The organism is Streptomyces sp. NPDC087263, from assembly GCF_044744645.1.
GTDB lineage: Bacteria > Actinomycetota > Actinomycetes > Streptomycetales > Streptomycetaceae > Streptomyces.
This window is the reverse complement of the sequence record NZ_JBIUYT010000004.1, coordinates 156,297-170,881: the sequence shown is the minus strand read 5'-3', so window position 1 is coordinate 170,881 and position 14,585 is coordinate 156,297. Positions and strand designations below refer to the sequence as shown.

The following is a 14,585-nucleotide window of genomic DNA, read 5'->3' as shown; positions in this document are numbered from 1 at the left end:
GCTACTCGTGGGCGCACGGTGACAGCCAGGACGGCATCCCGCCACCACCGATTATTTCTGGAGCCCCCGAGTGAGCAAGCGCACCTTCCAGCCGAACAACCGTCGTCGCGCCAAGACCCACGGCTTCCGCCTGCGGATGCGCACCCGTGCCGGCCGCGCGATTCTCGCGAACCGTCGTGGCAAGGGTCGATCCAGCCTGTCCGCCTGATCACTTACAGGTCATGACGTCGTGCTGCCTACCGAGCATCGGCTGAGGCGGCGCGAGGACTTCGCGACCGCGGTACGCCGAGGACGCCGGGCCGGACGCCCGCTCCTCGTCGTCCATCTACGTAGCGGTGCACCGGACCCGCACGCGCCTGGGGAGAGCGCTCCCTCGACGCGTGCGGGTTTCGTCGTGAGCAAAGCCGTGGGCGGGGCTGTCGTACGCAACAAGGTGAAGCGCCGACTTCGCCATCTGATGCGTGACCGGGTGGCCCTGCTGCCCACCGGTAGCCTGGTAGTCGTACGAGCGTTGCCCGGCGCGGGTGACGCCGACCATGAACAGCTGGCCCGAGACCTGGATGCCGCCCTTCAGCGGCTGCTGGGAGGGGGCGCTCGATGAAGTACCCGCTGCTGGCTCTCATCAAGCTGTACCAGTGGACGATCAGCCCGCTCCTGGGGCCGGTGTGCAAGTACTACCCGTCGTGTTCCCACTACGGCTACCAGGCCATCGACCGGCATGGTGCGATCAAGGGAACGGCACTCACCGCCTGGCGCATCCTCCGGTGCAATCCGTGGTCGCTGGGCGGTGTGGACCATGTTCCGCCGCGCAAGCGTCCGCGGTGGCACGAAATGCTGCGTAACGCCTGGCGTGCACGCAAGGGCGGGACCTCCGCCGCCGAACCGGCCATCGAGGGGCACGGTATGTCCGACCACCCCTCGAGCCCGGCCGCCGAGACCCCGTCCCATGCTCAAGGAGCCTGATTAGTGGACACGATTGCCAGTCTGTTCAGCTTCATCACGACACCCGTCTCCTGGGTCATCGTCCAGTTCCACTCCGTGTACGGGCTGATCTTCGGTCCCGATACGGGCTGGGCCTGGGGCTTGTCCATCGTGTCCCTGGTGATCCTGATCCGTATCTGCCTGATCCCGCTCTTCGTGAAGCAGATCAAGGCCACTCGGGCGATGCAGACGCTGCAGCCCGAGATGAAGAAGATCCAGGAGCGCTACAAGAACGACAAACAGCGTCAGTCCGAAGAGATGATGAAGCTGTACAAGGATTCGGGTACCAACCCGCTCTCCTCGTGCCTTCCCATCCTGGCGCAGTCGCCGTTCTTCTTCGCCCTGTACCACGTGCTCAACGGCATCGCGTCGAACAAGACCATCGGCGTGATCAACGACTCCCTCCTGGCCAGTGCTCAGAAGGCCCACATCTTCGGTGCCCCGCTCGCCGCGAAGTTTACGGACGGCTCATCGAAGGTGGAGGCGCTCGGCGCATCCCTCACCGATGTCCGTGTCATCACCGCGATCATGATCGTGCTGATGTCGGGGTCGCAGTTCTACACCCAGCGTCAGCTGATGACGAAGAACGTCGACATGTCCGTGAAGACGCCCTTCATGCAGCAGCAGAAGATGCTGATGTACGTCTTCCCGGTCATGTTCGCCATCTTCGGCATCAACTTCCCGGTCGGTGTCCTCGTCTACTGGCTGACCACCAACGTGTGGACCATGGGCCAGCAGATGTACGTCATCCGCAACAACCCGACCCCGGGCAGCAAGGCCCAGGCCGCTTACCTGGAGCGCCTGGAGAAGCACGTTGCGCAGCACGAGAAGACGCGCGGCCGTGGTCAGAAGGCCATCGTCAAGGCGATCGTCGCCAAGGGCCGCGACCGCAATGAGCACGAGCGCAAGTTCATCAACACTCTGACGAAGGCGGGCCTGGCGGCCCAGGCCGACGGCACCGTGGTGAAGGGCGTGAGTGACGCCGTCACCGAGGCCGAGGACGGCACCCCGACGATCGAGGGCGGCGCCCCCAAGCGCCAGCAGCCGAAGCGGCAGTCCAAGTCCCAGCGTCAGTCGGGTGCGGCCAAGGCGGACGGCGGGACCGAGCCGAAGACCTCGCTGAGCAAGTCCGACGAGCCGCAGGACGCCAAGCCCAACGCCGCCAAGCCGGCCGCGGGCGGCACCAAGCCCGGCTCCGGTACCCGCAGCAAAGCCCAGTCCGGACAGCGCAAGGGTCCTCAGCGGCCCAAGTCGCCGTCCAAGAAGTAAGAAGGAGTCCATCCCGTGACGGAAGGCACCACCTCCGCTGCCGCCGAGGGCGACACCCTGAGCCGCCTTGAGCAGGAGGGCGAGATCGCGGCGGACTACCTCGAGGGTCTGCTCGACATCGCCGATCTCGACGGCGACATCGACATGGACGTCGAGGCCGACCGCGCCGCTGTCTCGATCATCAGCGACTCCGGCGGTCGCGACCTGAACAAACTGGTCGGCCGGGACGGCGAGGTGCTGGAAGCCCTGCAGGAGCTCACGCGCCTGGCGGTACACCGGGAGACCGGCGACCGCAGCCGCCTCATGCTGGACATCGCTGGCTACCGTGCGAGGAAGCGCGAGGAGCTCTCCGAGCTCGGCGCCAAGGCCGCGGCCGAGGTCAAGAGCTCCGGCGAGCCCGTCAAGATGAACCCGATGACGCCCTTCGAGCGCAAGGTCGTGCACGACGCGGTCAAGGCCGCGGGTCTGCGTAGCGAGTCCGAGGGCGAGGAGCCCCAGCGCTTCGTCGTCGTGCTTCCTGCCTGATCGGTACGTACGTTCCATCGGCCCCGTCTGTTGCGCAGGCGGGGCCGAACCTTGTCAGCCTGGTAGTTCCCGGTGGTGCCTGTCAGTCCCTGGTGGTGCCGGGCAGTACCCGGTAGTCCTTGATGGTCCTGGTGATCAGCGCGCAATGCGCTTATGCGGTACGGAAGGACGGTCCCCGTGACGGAGGCAGCGGAGCTTCCTCCCGCGCCCGAGCAGGCGCGCGAGGTTTTCGGTAATCGCTTCGCGGACGCGGTCCGGTACGCGGAGCTCTTGGCCGAGGCGGGAGTACAGCGCGGTCTGATCGGCCCGCGCGAAGTCCCCCGTCTGTGGGAGCGGCACCTGTTGAACTGCGCGGTGCTCTCCGAGGTCGTACCCGAAGGGGTGACGGTGTGCGATGTCGGCTCGGGTGCCGGGCTGCCGGGCATTCCGTTGGCGCTTGTCCGTGAGGACCTCAAGATCACGTTGCTTGAGCCGTTGCTGCGCCGCACGACCTTCCTCACCGAGGTCGTGGAACTGCTGGGCCTCGACCATGTGACGGTCGTCCGTGGCCGCGCGGAGGAGGTCATGGGCAAGCTCCCGCCCGTTCACGTGGTGACCGCGCGCGCCGTGGCGCCCCTGGACCGCCTGGCGGCCTGGGGGATCCCGCTGCTGCGTCCTTACGGCGAGATGCTCGCCCTCAAGGGCGACACCGCCGAGGAGGAGCTGAAGAGCGCTGCAACGGCGCTGAGCAAGCTCGGTGCCGCCCGGACCTCCGTACTCCATGTCGGAGAGGGAGTGGTGGATCCGCTCTCCACCGTCGTACGGGTCGAGGTCGGCGAGAGCCCCGGCGGAGTGCGCTTCGCGGCCAAGCGAGCAAAAGCGGCCCGGATCGGGCGAACGCGTCGCCGACGCTGAGTCCGAGGGCTGAATCGACGTTGCACTCCCGGCTCCGCATGGCGGAACCGGGAGTTTTTTGTCACTGCCGCTGATCCGTCCTGACGACGAGCGGTACTCCACACAAGCTGCCAAACCTATACATCTCGGAGTGTCGCGCCGTGATGGCCGCGATCCCTATGCATCGTGTTTCACGTGAAACGTCGCTCACTGTTGCACGGCATCATCAGTCGCGGCCGGGCCGCGGCCGTATCCCGGGACCGGAAACCTCTCCGTTCACTCGGAGAGGGTGCGGAGTTGTCCACAGAGGTGGATTTCTCCACAGAAGAACGGGCCTCGCTGGTTCACGACCCCGAAGGCATGGGAGGCTCTGTTCATTGCGAGCCTGAAGTCGAGGAGAGTGAATCCTTGCGGTCCGACGCCAACATCGCGGGACCGATGACCGATCCGGTCCCCGGTCCCCGTACCGAGTCGATGGGGGAGGATGTTTCACGTGAAACACCGCCTCCAATGGACGACACTCCCATCGGTCGTGCTGCCCAACTGGCAGTGGAGGCGCTAGGTCGCGCCGGTGAGGGCCTGCCACGGCCCGAACAGACCCGGGTCATGGTCGTTGCCAACCAGAAGGGCGGGGTGGGTAAGACCACGACCACGGTCAACCTTGCTGCCTCACTCGCTCTGCATGGCGGCCGTGTCCTGGTGATCGACCTCGACCCTCAGGGCAATGCCTCCACCGCGCTGGGCATCGACCATCACGCCGAAGTTCCATCGATCTACGACGTGTTGATCGACAGCAAGCCGCTCTCCGAAGTCGTCCAGGCGGTCCCCGATGTCGAGGGTCTCTTCTGCGCGCCGGCCACCATCGATCTCGCCGGTGCGGAGATCGAGCTGGTGTCCCTGGTGGCGCGGGAGAGCCGACTGGAACGAGCGATCCAGGCATACGAGCAGCCGCTGGACTACATCCTCATCGACTGCCCGCCGTCGCTCGGCCTCCTGACGGTCAATGCGCTGGTGGCCGGCGCGGAGGTCCTCATCCCCATCCAGTGCGAGTACTACGCGCTGGAAGGCCTGGGGCAGCTCCTGCGCAATGTGGACCTGGTTCGGGGTCACCTCAACCCCGACCTCCATGTCTCGACGATCCTGCTCACCATGTACGACGGTCGGACGCGTCTGGCGTCGCAGGTCGCGGACGAGGTACGCAGTCACTTCGGCGAGGAGGTGCTGCGGACGAGCATTCCTCGCTCGGTCCGTATCTCCGAGGCGCCGAGCTATGGGCAGACGGTGCTGACCTATGATCCAGGGTCGAGCGGTGCTCTCTCGTATCTTGAGGCAGCAAGGGAAATCGCCCTCCGCGGAGTTGGTGTGGCGTACGACGCGGAACCTGCCCACGTGGGCGTACAGAACGGTCAGAACATGGTGGAGGGGATCCAGTGAGCGAGCGACGACGGGGACTGGGGCGTGGCCTCGGCGCGCTTATCCCTGCGGCACCGACAGGAGAGAAGGCGGCTTCCGCGGGTGGAGCGTCCACCTCGCCGACGGCTGTGCCCGTACTCACCGCCGAGCGCGGTGTGGCTGCGGCGAAGGTGGCCATGCTGCCGCCTGTTTCACATGAAACCGAGGAGCTGTCGGCGAACGGAGTTCTGGAGGAATACCCGTCACCTGTGGGTGCTCACTTCGCCGAACTACCCCTCGAGTTCATCGTCCCGAACCCGCGCCAGCCCCGCGAGGTGTTCGACGAGGACGCTCTCTTCGAGCTGGTCACCTCCATCAAGGAGGTCGGGCTTCTCCAGCCCGTCGTCGTACGTCAGGTCGGTCCGACGCGCTACGAGCTCATCATGGGCGAGCGGCGCTTCCGGGCATGCCGTGAGGCCGGGCTTGAGGCGATTCCGGCGATCGTGCGGGCCACGGAGGACGACAAGCTCCTCCTGGATGCTCTGCTGGAGAACCTGCACCGCGCGCAGCTGAACCCGCTGGAAGAGGCGGCGGCCTATGACCAGCTGCTCAAGGACTTCAACTGCACGCACGACCAGCTGGCGGACCGCATCGGCCGGTCGCGTCCGCAGGTCTCCAACACTCTGCGTCTGCTGAAGCTCTCTCCCGCGGTTCAGCGCCGTGTTGCCGCCGGAGTTCTCTCCGCCGGACATGCACGGGCTCTGCTCTCTGTGGACGACTCGGAGGAGCAGGACCGGCTGGCCCACCGGATCGTCGCCGAGGGGCTTTCGGTGCGGGCCGTCGAGGAGATCGTCACTCTCATGGGATCGCGGCCGCAGACCGCCCCGCGCTCCAAGGGGCCGCGGGCCGGCGCGCTGCTCTCCCCGGCGCTCAGCGATCTGGCATCGCGTCTCTCGGACCGCTTCGAGACGCGAGTAAAGGTCGACCTGGGACAGAAGAAGGGCAAGATCACCGTCGAGTTCGCCTCGATGGACGATCTTGAGCGGATCCTCGGCTCCCTCGCACCGGGCGAAGGACCGGTTCTTCAGAAGAGCCTCCTGGACGACGACTCGGAGGACACGGAGGCCTGAGCCGCCCGGTGGCGGGAGTGTCTGTGATCGTCAGAACCATCAGAGCGGGCCGTGTCCGGTGTGTACCGGACACGGCCCGCTCTTTTGCTTTCTGACGGTATCGATGGAATCGCATCGTCGATACGATGCGTTCGGGTATGGCGCATCCACCTGGCAGCACCTTCTTGGGGAGGCGGGGGCCGTGCAATCCATGACCCGTACCGGACTGTTGACCGCAGGACTGGGACTGGGAGCGGTCGGCGGATTCGTCGGCAGCCTGCTCAGGGAGCGGAGCGCTCTGACAGCCGCCCGCGACCTCGCGGGCGAAGGAAGCGAGGAACATCCTCCATGGGGCGTCGGCTCGTACCGCTCACGCTGGACAACCTTCAGGACCTTCCCGAGCGCTGTCGCTCGTGCGTCTTCTGGGAGCTGGACGCAGTCAGTGGGCAGGCCGCGGTAAAAGCAGGCACTCCTGAGCTCGAGAAGGAGGCCTGGATCTCCGCCGTCCTGCTGGAGTGGGGATCCTGCGGTCGTGTCGTCTACGTCGACGACGTACCGGTGGGGTTCGTGCTCTACGCGCCCCCGGCCTATGTCCCCCGCGCCACGGCGTTCCCCACGAGCCCGGTGTCACCGGATGCGGTTCAGCTGATGACCGCTTTCATCCTGCCGGGCTACCAGGGGCAGGGACTTGGCCGGGTGATGGTCCAGACAGTCGCCAAGGATCTGCTGCGACGGGGCTTCAAGGCGATCGAGGCTTTCGGCGACGCCCGATGGAAGGAACCGGCCTGCGTGCTGCCCGCCGACCATCTGCTGGCCGTCGGCTTCAAGACGGTGCGCCCGCACCCCACCCATCCGCGACTGAGGCTGGAACTACGGACGACGCTCTCGTGGAAGGAAGACGTGGAGCTGGCCCTGGACCGCCTTCTGGGAGCCGTACAGAAAGAACCAGCTCTCCGCCCCCTGTAGCCGGCGCGCATGCCCTGTAGGGCCAGCTCCGACCTTGTAAAGAAGAGTGGGCCAACCCAGGAGGGCTGGCCCATTCGTGTTTCACGTGAAACATGCGCCGCTCGTGTGCGGCTCACCGGCTATTCGGCGATGAAGTCTTCGAGGTCACGCACGATCGCAGCCTTCGGCTTCGCGCCGACGATGGTCTTGGCGACCTCGCCACCCTGGTAGACGTTCAGGGTCGGGATCGACATGACGCCGTACCTGGCGGCGATCCCCGGGTTCTCGTCGATGTTGAGCTTGACGACCTCGATCTTGTCCCCGTACTCGGCGGCGATGGCCTCGAGCGACGGCGCGATCTGGCGGCACGGACCACACCAGGCGGCCCAGAAGTCCACCAGGACGGGCTTGTCGCTCTTGAGGACGTCCTGCTCGAAGGAGTCTTCGGTCACGTTCTTGAGGGTGCCGGCCACGGCGGGCTCCTTAACTTGTTGGTGCGGTGGGGCGGACGGGGATCAGACAGTGGCAGCCGCGGTAGCGGCCTCGCTGTCCGCGAGGGCGGCGAGGTAGCGCTCGGCGTCGAGGGCGGCGGAGCAGCCGGTGCCGGCCGCCGTGATCGCCTGGCGGTACGTGTGGTCGACGACGTCACCGGCGCCGAAGACACCGGTCAGGTTCGTCCGGGTCGAGGGTGCCTCGACCTTCAGGTAGCCCTCCCCGTCGAGGTCGAGCTGGCCCTTGAAGAGCTCGGTGCGCGGGTCGTGGCCGATCGCGATGAACAGACCGGTCACCGGCAGGTCGGAGATCTCGCCCGTCTTGAGGTTGCGCAGCTTCAGACCGGAGAGCTTCGGGTCGCCCTCGATCGCAGCGATCTCGCTGTCCCAGACGAACTTGATCTTCGGGTCGGCGAAGGCCCGCTCCTGCATCGCCTTGGAGGCGCGGAGTGTGTCACGGCGGTGGACGATCGTCACGGACTTGGCGAAGCGGGAGAGGAAGGTCGCTTCTTCCATCGCGGTGTCGCCGCCACCGATCACGGCGATGTCGTGGTCCTTGAAGAAGAAGCCGTCACACGTGGCACACCACGAGACGCCGCGTCCGGAGAGCGCGTCCTCATTGGGCAGGCCGAGCTTGCGGTGCTGCGAGCCCGTCGTGATGATGACGGCCTTGGCACGGTGGACAGTTCCGGCGGTGTCCGTGACGGTCTTGATCTCGCCCGCCAGGTCGACGGCGACGACGTCGTCCGGAACGAGCTCGGCACCGAAGCGCTCGGCCTGGGCGCGCATGTTGTCCATGAGCTCCGGGCCCATGATGCCGTCCTGGAAGCCTGGGAAGTTCTCCACCTCGGTGGTGTTCATCAGCGCACCGCCTGCGGTGACGGCGCCCTCGAACACCAGGGGCTTCAGCGACGCGCGCGCGGTGTAGAGCGCTGCCGTGTAGCCGGCGGGCCCGGAGCCGATGATGATCACGTTACGGACGTCGGTCACGGCTTGATTCCTCGTCTCTGGAGACTGCTGCGTACTGCCGGTGGGAGCCTCTCTCAGAACTCTCACCCCACCCAACGGATCCTAAGGGGCCAGCATTCCCGCTGTGTCCGGGCACACGGCGACCCGCGACCGCAGTGAGATGCCATGCGGCGTCCGGGCAGGAGTCCATTCGGCTCTGAACCCCTCAGGAAGGGGTGTACGACTGCGTCAGCAGGAGCTCTCCCGGGGATGTCGAGCCCCGCTTCACGCACGCAGCGTCGACGATATAGGCCGCGACCTTCGTGCCGTCGGAGGTGTCGGGCTGTACGACGAGATAGACGCTGGTGCCCTTATAGGTGCCCGACTCGGCGGCGAGTACTGCTCCGCTGTTGTCCGTTGCTTCCTGGACGCATTCAGGGATGGTCACGGCGGGCGTGATCAAGGTGCCCACTCCGGGGGACCCGGAATCGTTGCCATGAGATTCGACGCCCCAGGAGTCCCCGTCGGGGGAGGGTTCACCTGCGCCCTTGTTCTTCGTAAGGAGCTCAGAGACCTGGCTCTCCAATGTTCCTTCGGAGAAGGTGACTGTCGAACCCGACTCCGGTGCTTCTGCCCGAGGACTCTTGCCCGTGCTGTCGTCGCCCATCGTCTGCAGGAGGATCGCGCCAAGCCCCAGAGCGGCGGCCGTGAAAGCCGTGCCGATCACAGCCACCCTGCCACGTCCATGACGTAGTCGGTGGGCACGGCCGGGTCCGGTGGCCGCGCGAGGTCCCGAGGGGCGATCTGTGGAAGCAGGGGAGCCTGAGCCGGGAGAGGTGAGGAGCACGCCTGCGGTCGATGTTTCACGTGAAACGCTCGCGCGGTCGTCTTTCGTGTCGGCGTCATCACCAGGTGCCGTGGCACTCAGCAGAGCTTCCGCGGCCAGGGCGGCATCAATGCGGCCGGCCACATCGGCGGGCATACGCACTGGGCCCGGCAGGGAACCGAGCAGGCCCCGGATCTCCTCGAGCGAGTCGTACACGTCGGCGCAGAGCGGGCAGTCGTCGAGGTGCCGTCGTACGTCCGCGGTACGGGAGGGGGCGAGGAGACCCTCGGTGAGGTCGGAGATCTCCGTGACGTCCGGGTGTCCGGCCGTATCCGTCGTGGATGTCACGCTCTCCCACCTCCGCCCTTCACAGCAGCTGAATCGCTTGGCCCCGCGTCATGTGGTCCCGCTGCGGGTGGGACGGATGTCCCCTGCGTCCGGTTCCGTCCGCTCCCCGACTTCTTGCTGCCCGCGCTGCTCTCGTTCTCCGTACGGAGATGGGTGAGCAACGGGAGGAGTCTGGCTCTGCCGCGAGCGCAGCGGCTCTTCACCGTTCCGACCGGAACGTCGAGGACGCGGGCGGCCTCCGCCACGGGGTAACCCTGCATGTCCACCAGCACCAAGGCCGCGCGCTGGTCGTGCGGGAGGGTGGCCAGAGCCTTGAGGAGCTCTCGGTGCAGATCGTTGCGCTCCGCGGGAGCGGAGGCGGACTCGTGCGGTTCGAGGAGCTGCTCCAGGCGTTCGGTGTCATCGACGGGAGAGGTCTTCCTGGAAGCGGCCTTGCGGGCGCGATCCAGGCAGGCGTTCACCGTGATGCGGTGCAGCCAGGTCGTGACGGCCGACTGGCCGCGAAAGGTATGGGCGGCGCGGTAGGCGGAGACCAGGGCGTCCTGGACCGCGTCAGCGGCCTCCTCGCGGTCTCCCAGCGTCCGCAGGGCCACTGCCCAGAGCCGGTCGCGGTGACGGCGTACGAGCTCACCGAAGGCGTCGGGGTCGCCCTCGACATGGCGGGCGAGGAGGTCCTGATCGCTTGCTTCGCCGTATGAGGCTTCATCGGCCATCGGACCCCCTCCCCTTTGTCGACGAGCGTCAGCCGGTGAACTTCACGTCCGTGATGGCTTGCTTGTAGCCGGCGTCGCTGTATTGGTCGCCGGATGCGTGCGGCACCGCGGTGAGCCAGAGCAGAACGTATCGGGTCTTCACCGGATCCTTGGCCGAGATCTTCAGGTCCTTGCCCGACGTCGTAGCTGTCGCGATCTGCGACATGGAGCTGAGCGGGGCGGACGACGACAGTGAATCGGCGGCGTACAGGGTGGCTGTCGTGTGATCGCCGGGGTAGTAGAGCCCTATCGAGGCCGCCGACAGATCCTGGCTGGAACCGAGGTCGTAGACGATTCCCACGCCTTGCTTGAACGGTGCCAGTTCGGGACCGCCTTTGTAGGAGTAGGTCCGCCAGTACGTCGAACTGTCGGCGTCGTAGGTCAGCTTCGCGTCACCTGCGTGCTGCGGCTTGCCGTCCGGGTAGTACTCGGCCGCGTCTTGGATGGTGATCGGCGCGACGGGCTTGGCCTTGTCGCTCGACTTGTCGTCGCCGTCCGTCGTCCGCGTCTGGTTCGTGTCGTCGGACTTGATCTGTTCCATGAGCGCGTCCGCCAGCTGCCAACTGCCCAGGCCCAGCGCGGCGATGAGCAGGGCCGACACAGCCCACTTGAGGGCCTTGCCGGTGCGACTCTGCAGCGGGGATGGCGGGGCAGGCATGGGCTGCGTCACGCCTGGACGCGGCGCCTGGCGGCCGTACGTTCCCTGCTGGTACGACGTGCGCTGGTACTCCGGCGGGGCGGTGAACGCGGGCTCTGGCGGGCGGATGCGGGGCATCTCGCTGATTGCCTTCACCAGTTCCTCCGGCGTGGTGCACGGAGTTTCGTGGCGGGAGGCGGTCGCGCCGTCGTTGGCGAGCGCGCGCATGGTGAGCTCGGACAGGCCCCGGTGAACCCCGGCCCGTACCTGGTCGGGAGCGATGAGGCCGATGTCCTTGGGCAGCCCGGACAGACCGTAAGCATCGTTGTCGTACGGCCAGCGCTGGGTCAGCGCGGCGTAGAGGAGCGCGCCGATCGCTTCCGTGTCGGTGCGCTGCGGGGTGTCCGAGGTGATGCCGCGCAGCGCGGCGTTGACCGCGAGCCCGCGGATGCGCCACTGGCCCGACGAGGTGCGCAGCACAGCGCCCGGGGTGAGTCGCAGGTGGGCCAAGCCCTCACGGTGTGCGGCGGCCATGGCCTGGGAGACCTGACTGACCATCTGGTACGCGTCGTGCACCTCCAGAGGGCCCGAGGCCAGGAGCGTCGTGAGTTCCGTGGCGTCCGGAAGCCACTCGTGCACCACATAGACGAGGTCGTTCTCCTCGACCGCGTCCAGGACCTGGACGAAGCGGGGATCGCCCAACAGGGCGGAGGAGCGGGCCGCTGCCAGTACGGAGCGAGCCCGCGGATGGTCGGCGGGCAACAGATGCACACCGACCGCACGGCGGAGTTTCTCGTCCACCGCACGCCAACTGCTGAAACCGTCCAGACGGGTGACGCACTCCTCGAGGCGGTAGCGTCTGGCGAGCTTGTGACCGCTGTGAAGTTCGGGCGGTGAGGCCTTTCCGGGACGCTCGGTCCCGCCGCTCCCCTGTGCCTCTTCGCTCTCCGTGTCCCGCTCCCGCTTCTGGGCCACCCCGTCGGCCGTGGACTGGTCCGCCTTGGCGGTCAGCGGCTCGTCACCGCTGTTGTCTGCCACGTCGACGGCAGCCGTGCTCCGTTCCGCCACCGTCGTTCCCGCCTCCCCATCCGTTGCGTGCTCCGACGCAGAAACCAATTGTGCCCACAGTCCGCCGCTATGCACGACACACGGCGGCGAACGATGGTTGTGCGCGTACCCCCGACTCAGCGCCCCAGGCGCCCGCGGACCATTCCGACCAGTGAGTTGAGCTCTTCGATGCGCATCTTCCGCGCTGCGATGTAGAAGACGCCGAGGAGTACGACACCGCCGCCGATCAGGGCGACGAATGAGCCGCCGACGCCCTGTCCCAGCGTGTGGCCGATCCCGTAGCAGGCTGCCCCGCTGAGCAGAGCGGCCGGCAGCGAAGCGATGCCGAGCCGGGCGTACGTCCGCAGGACTCGAGTGCCGTCCAGGTCACCGCCCAACCGCTTGCGCAGCCGACTCCAGGCGACGCCGACGCCGATCGCAAAGGCGAGCCCGTAAGAAGCGGCCATGCCGACCACGGCCCAGCGGGCGGGAAGGACAAAGAAGCAGAGCGCCGAGGCGCCGGCGTTGACCGAGGCCACGATAACCGTGTTGTAGAAGGGAGTCCGAGTGTCTTCGTACGCATAGAAGGCGCGTAGGACGACGTACTGCACTGAGTACGGGATCAGGCCGAGACCGAAGGCCATCAGCATGTAACCCATGTTCGTGGCCGCACTGGTTCCTGAGGAGCCGAAGATCAGTGTGCACATCGGGATCCCGAGTGAGACGAAGCCGAAGGCGATGGGCACGATGGCGACGGCGGTGGTGCGAAGGCCTTGGGAAATGTCGTCCCGGACGGCGCCGCCGTCGCCCTCGTGGGCCGAGCGGGAGATCCGCGGCAGCAGCGCAGCCATCAACGAGACGGTGATGATCGCCTGTGGCAGCCCCCAGATGAGCTGGGCGTTGGCGTAGGCAGCGATACCGACGCCGTCGAAAGCGTCGGCGTCCTTGCTTGCGGCGGTGGACAACTGGGTGACGACCATCGCGCCCGCCTGGTTGGCGAGGACGAAGAGCACCGTCCACTTGGCAAGCATCGCGGCCTTGCCGAGGCCGTGGCCCTTCCAGTCGAACCGCAGCCGCAGTTTGAACCCGGTCTCGCGCAGATACGGGATCATTGCGAGGGCTTGTACGACGAGGCCGAGGAGGATACCGACGCCGAGGAGCCGCTGGCCTTCAGGCGGGATGTTGTTGACCGTCATGCCGGAGTTCGCCGCGCTGCCGTACACCCAGATGAACATTCCGAGCGTCACGATGATGACGACGTTGTTCAGTACCGGGGTCCACATCATTGCGCCGAACTTCCCGCGGGCGTTGAGGATCTGACCCATCACCACGTGGATGCCCATGAAGAAGATCGAGGGCAGGAAGTAGCGGGTGAAGGTGACGGCGACGCCATTGGCCTCAGGGTTGCTGGCGACCGGCACCGACAGCATGCGGACCAGGAGCGGCGCGGCGAACATCGCCAGCACGGTGAGCGCGCCGAGGGCCACCATGACGAGGGTCAGCAGGCGGTTGGCGAAGGCCTCGCCGCCGTCCTCGTCATCCTTCATGGCGCGCACCAGCTGCGGCACGAAGACCGAGTTGAGGCCGCCTCCGACGGTCAGGATGTAGATCATGGTCGGCAGCTGGTAGGAGACCTGGAATGAATCACCCAGGATGCCGAGGCCCAGGGCGGAGACGATCAGCGCGGAACGGACGAAGCCGGTGAGGCGGGACACCATCGTGCCGGCCGCCATCACCGCGCTCGACTTCAGCAGCCCCGACGCACGCCCCCCCGACTTCTTCGGAGCGGCCGCCGGCGTGGGCTGCGGTGGCTGCGGGGCGGCCGGAGCCGGTTCGGGCGCCGGTGACGGTACGCCGGGCGGACCGGAGTACGGACGGTCGGGGCCCTGTCCCTGGTCGCGGAAGAGGTGGGCAAAGGCGTCGGGCTCGTGCTGCTGCTCGCCGGCCTGGGTGACCAGGTCGTCGACGCCCACGAACTGGGTGGTGCGTGGGTCGTCGCCGTACGGAAGGTGCCGGGTCGGTCCCGCGGGTTCCGGCGGCGGCGTCTGGGCCCAGATGCGAGGGTCGGGTGCGTACGGCGACGTGGGCGGCTGCGCGTACAGCGGAGGCTGCGGGTGGTACGTGCCGGGCGGCGGCGGGGGGTGCGCGGCGCGGTCGTAGAGCGCCTCGGTCACCGGGTCCTGAGCGGACAGGTCCTGCGCTCGGTAGGGGTCCTGGGCGTATGCGTCCTGGAAGTACACGTCTGCAGGGGACCCCTGAGGCGTCTGCCCGGACTGGGAGGGCGGACCTTCGGGGTAACCCTCGGGGTAGCCGGAGTTCCCGGCGCCCTGGTCCGGGGAGCCCTCGGGGTAGCCGGAGCCGCCCGCGCCCTGACCGCGGTCACCGTCGTACGGCGCGTTCATGGTTACCCCACCTCATCGTCCCCGGGCCCACCGGCCACGA

At 67.2% G+C, this 14,585-nt stretch carries 15 protein-coding genes; 9 read left to right on the top strand and 6 right to left on the bottom strand.

Going from position 1 to position 14,585, the window contains the following annotated elements:
* The first annotated feature begins 70 nt into the window (after positions 1-70).
* From rpmH to ACIPC1_RS14035, 9 genes are all read left to right on the top strand, one after another.
* A complete protein-coding gene (rpmH, locus tag ACIPC1_RS14075) occupies positions 71-208 on the top strand; it encodes a 50S ribosomal protein L34 (protein WP_003967884.1) in 138 nt (45 codons plus the stop codon).
* Positions 209-229: 21 nt separating this feature from the next.
* The gene (rnpA, locus tag ACIPC1_RS14070) at positions 230-601 is read left to right on the top strand and encodes a ribonuclease P protein component (protein ID WP_384391067.1); all 372 of its coding nucleotides are present in this window, start codon (positions 230-232) and stop codon (positions 599-601) included.
* Entirely contained in the window at positions 598-963 is a 366-nt protein-coding gene (gene yidD, locus ACIPC1_RS14065; protein WP_266458393.1) for a membrane protein insertion efficiency factor YidD, read from the top strand. The genes rnpA and yidD overlap by 4 nt, the downstream gene beginning before the upstream one ends.
* Before the next feature lie 3 nt (positions 964-966).
* Positions 967-2,250: a membrane protein insertase YidC gene (gene yidC, locus ACIPC1_RS14060; RefSeq protein ID WP_402516597.1), complete on the top strand. Its 1,284-nt coding sequence runs from the start codon at positions 967-969 to the stop codon at positions 2,248-2,250.
* A gap of 15 nt (positions 2,251-2,265) precedes the next feature.
* Positions 2,266-2,775, top strand: coding sequence for a protein jag (locus ACIPC1_RS14055; RefSeq protein WP_384391072.1), 510 nt, complete (start codon positions 2,266-2,268; stop codon positions 2,773-2,775).
* A 177-nt stretch (positions 2,776-2,952) separates the two neighbouring features.
* Positions 2,953-3,669: a 16S rRNA (guanine(527)-N(7))-methyltransferase RsmG gene (rsmG, locus tag ACIPC1_RS14050; RefSeq protein WP_402516594.1), complete on the top strand. Its 717-nt coding sequence runs from the start codon at positions 2,953-2,955 to the stop codon at positions 3,667-3,669.
* Between the two features lie 339 nt (positions 3,670-4,008).
* Complete coding sequence (locus tag ACIPC1_RS14045; protein ID WP_384391158.1) at positions 4,009-5,082, top strand: ParA family protein; 1,074 nt, start codon at positions 4,009-4,011, stop codon at positions 5,080-5,082.
* Positions 5,079-6,170, top strand: a complete 1,092-nt coding sequence (locus ACIPC1_RS14040; protein ID WP_402516591.1) for a ParB/RepB/Spo0J family partition protein — start codon at positions 5,079-5,081, stop codon at positions 6,168-6,170. Before ACIPC1_RS14045 ends, ACIPC1_RS14040 begins: the two co-directional genes overlap by 4 nt.
* Positions 6,171-6,497: 327 nt before the next feature.
* The gene (locus ACIPC1_RS14035) at positions 6,498-7,115 is read left to right on the top strand and encodes a GNAT family N-acetyltransferase (RefSeq protein ID WP_384391079.1); all 618 of its coding nucleotides are present in this window, start codon (positions 6,498-6,500) and stop codon (positions 7,113-7,115) included.
* 119 nt (positions 7,116-7,234) lie between these two features.
* On the opposite strand, the gene trxA is transcribed toward ACIPC1_RS14035, so the two are convergent.
* The 6 genes from trxA to murJ form a co-directional block, all read right to left on the bottom strand.
* On the bottom strand, positions 7,235-7,567 hold the full coding sequence (trxA, locus tag ACIPC1_RS14030; RefSeq protein ID WP_402516588.1) for a thioredoxin: 333 nt from the start codon (positions 7,565-7,567) through the stop codon (positions 7,235-7,237).
* Positions 7,568-7,609: 42 nt separating this feature from the next.
* Complete coding sequence (gene trxB / locus ACIPC1_RS14025; protein WP_402516586.1) at positions 7,610-8,575, bottom strand: thioredoxin-disulfide reductase; 966 nt, start codon at positions 8,573-8,575, stop codon at positions 7,610-7,612.
* Between the two features lie 184 nt (positions 8,576-8,759).
* Positions 8,760-9,707 carry an anti-sigma factor family protein gene (locus ACIPC1_RS14020; RefSeq protein ID WP_402516584.1) on the bottom strand — a complete coding sequence of 316 codons (948 nt, stop codon included), beginning with the start codon at positions 9,705-9,707 and terminating at the stop codon, positions 8,760-8,762.
* Positions 9,704-10,420 carry an RNA polymerase sigma factor SigM gene (sigM, locus tag ACIPC1_RS14015; protein ID WP_402516582.1) on the bottom strand — a complete coding sequence of 239 codons (717 nt, stop codon included), beginning with the start codon at positions 10,418-10,420 and terminating at the stop codon, positions 9,704-9,706. Before sigM ends, ACIPC1_RS14020 begins: the two co-directional genes overlap by 4 nt.
* Before the next feature lie 28 nt (positions 10,421-10,448).
* Positions 10,449-12,164, bottom strand: a complete 1,716-nt coding sequence (locus tag ACIPC1_RS14010) for a protein kinase family protein (protein ID WP_402516579.1) — start codon at positions 12,162-12,164, stop codon at positions 10,449-10,451.
* A 116-nt stretch (positions 12,165-12,280) separates the two neighbouring features.
* Entirely contained in the window at positions 12,281-14,545 is a 2,265-nt protein-coding gene (murJ, locus tag ACIPC1_RS14005; RefSeq protein ID WP_402516577.1) for a murein biosynthesis integral membrane protein MurJ, read from the bottom strand.
* Positions 14,546-14,585: the final 40 nt, after the last annotated feature.

Excerpts from the sequence above, each read along its gene's own strand:
- ACIPC1_RS14035 (WP_384391079.1), top strand. The coding sequence starts at position 6,498 with ATGGGGCGTCGGCTCGTACCGCTCACGCTGGACAACCTTCAGGACCTT.
- yidD (WP_266458393.1), top strand. The coding sequence starts at position 598 with ATGAAGTACCCGCTGCTGGCTCTCATCAAGCTGTACCAGTGGACGATC.
- ACIPC1_RS14045 (WP_384391158.1), top strand. The coding sequence starts at position 4,009 with ATGGGAGGCTCTGTTCATTGCGAGCCTGAAGTCGAGGAGAGTGAATCC.
- sigM (WP_402516582.1), bottom strand. The coding sequence starts at position 10,420 with ATGGCCGATGAAGCCTCATACGGCGAAGCAAGCGATCAGGACCTCCTC.
- murJ (WP_402516577.1), bottom strand. The coding sequence starts at position 14,545 with ATGAACGCGCCGTACGACGGTGACCGCGGTCAGGGCGCGGGCGGCTCC.